Below are 1,860 nucleotides of genomic sequence, written 5' to 3'. Positions count from 1 at the left end.
ATTATGGTTATTCCGCTCCCTCAGAGAATAAGGATTTTCTCACGAATCCTCGCTCATTCGCAGGATTTCAATATGGATGTTAAATAGGAGTTCAGGTGTTTGGGTAGTGTGTGGCAGGCAGTTCCGTTAGAGCGCATGCGGGAACAGAAGGTGCTGATCACTTTTACAACATCTTCCATGAAAAAGTTATACTGCACGCTTCTCTCCACAAGGTCCTTGGGGATTCACTCTCCCAAATCTCGACGGGTCTTTGCCCTCACATTCCTTCGTCCTATCTTTCCAAGGTGTGGAGTCCGATCAACGTTAACGGAACGGGTCTATGCCCTAAAGCGGAAAAATCTCGGTACTCGGTGCTTTCTTTGTGAGATCCTGCGAATGAGCCAATCTACGTGTCAGGGTTACGATTTACTTTTTTTATGCTGCTAACGGTAGCTGGGCCTTATCCATGGAGAATGTTTGTCCTTCTCTTGCCATGGCTACAAGCATCCGTGCGAGTTTCCCAATCAGCTTCATCATGGACTGCATTTTCGTCATTCGTTTCACTTCGGTATTGTGCGCATGCATGGCTTGGAACGCTCCATTGAAAGATAACAGGTGAAACACAGTGAAGTAGAGATGCTTGCGCAGTAGTGAGTTGCCTCGTTTGGTGAGCTTAATTTGCCCCTTATACTTGCCTGAACTTCGTTCTGCTAAGTTCAATCCTGCCTTACGTAATAATTGATTTCCGTGAGACAGCTTACGTAAGTCCCCGCCAAATGCCAATATGGCAGCTGTTGCAGGAACGGAAGCACCGACAGATCGAACGAGATCTGAACAAGGAATTTCAGGCAGTACTTTTTCAATCATCTCGTCCGCTTCATCAATGATTCGGCAGATTCTTTCATACTCTTCGATGAGGTGCCTTAGCTCCCATTTGTCTTCTTCAAGGGCAGTAGTGTCTCCCACGCTATGTCTAGCGAGTGATTGAAGTTCCATCGCCTTGTTCTTACCTCGCACCCCGCCAGGTCTGGCCATATACTCACCCCAGATCTGTACCATTAGCTCCGGAGTTAGCTGCAATAGGTCAGAAGGGGCTGGGAACCGGCGCAAAGTGGCCAACGAACGATCGCTAAAAATATCATCAAATGCTTGTCTGTATTCTGGAAACCGGATATCGAGCCAGCGGTGGATTCTATTCTTAATCCGTCCTGATTTAACAACCCAGTGCTCTCTGTTTGTAACCATAACCCGTATGCGGCGGAATGCTTCATCCTTTGGGGAGAAGGGCGTGTAGAACCCACGACTCACCGCATCGGCGATGACCAGAGCGTCTTTTGGGTCGTTCTTGGAAGGTGAGTTATCTCTGTTTTCCTTATTACGTTTGGTTGTCATTGGATTGACAAGAGCCACATCAATTCCTTGACCAACCAACCAGTTGGGAATATTGAACCAGTAGTGACCGGTGCTCTCCATTCCCACAACAAAGTCATTCATGCCGTGCATCTTCTGTAATTTCCGAATACTGTGTTCTAAATGCTCAAAGCCAGCCAGGTCATTCGAAAATAGAATAGGGCGCTTGGTGAGGACAATACCTCGAAAATTAATGGCTTGTGCAGCGTGCTTCTCCTTGGCAATGTCGATGCCTATGACCAGAGTGGTAGTGGAGATTCGTTCTACACGTTGATTTTGAGACTTAATTGGATTAGACTTCATGATAACGCCTCCTAAGGTGAGTTCTGAGGGCTGCAACCCAGTACATACTCATCCTAGCGAGGCGTCCTTTTTTCTGCAAGTTCAATCTACTAACACCTACAGGAATGTTAACGGAGAACGTTAGCATCATGACGAACAGGCAGTTAGGATGCCTGTTCAACTATCGAG

Annotated in this window: 1 protein-coding gene; it reads right to left on the bottom strand. The window is 46.9% G+C overall.

What is annotated here, in order from left to right; genetic code table 11:
* Positions 1-414: 414 nt before the first annotated feature.
* Complete coding sequence (locus tag GC102_RS18770) at positions 415-1,692, bottom strand: IS110 family RNA-guided transposase (RefSeq protein ID WP_171690900.1); 1,278 nt, start codon at positions 1,690-1,692, stop codon at positions 415-417.
* Between the last annotated feature and the right edge of the window lie 168 nt (positions 1,693-1,860).

The organism is Paenibacillus germinis, assembly GCF_013141785.1.
GTDB lineage: Bacteria > Bacillota > Bacilli > Paenibacillales > NBRC-103111 > Paenibacillus_E > Paenibacillus_E phytorum.
Note: the sequence above shows the minus strand (reverse complement) of the source record. Positions and strands in the feature narration are given on the sequence as shown.

Bases quoted from the DNA above. Each gene is read 5' to 3' on its own strand.
- GC102_RS18770 (WP_171690900.1), bottom strand. From the start codon at position 1,692: ATGAAGTCTAATCCAATTAAGTCTCAAAATCAACGTGTAGAACGAATC.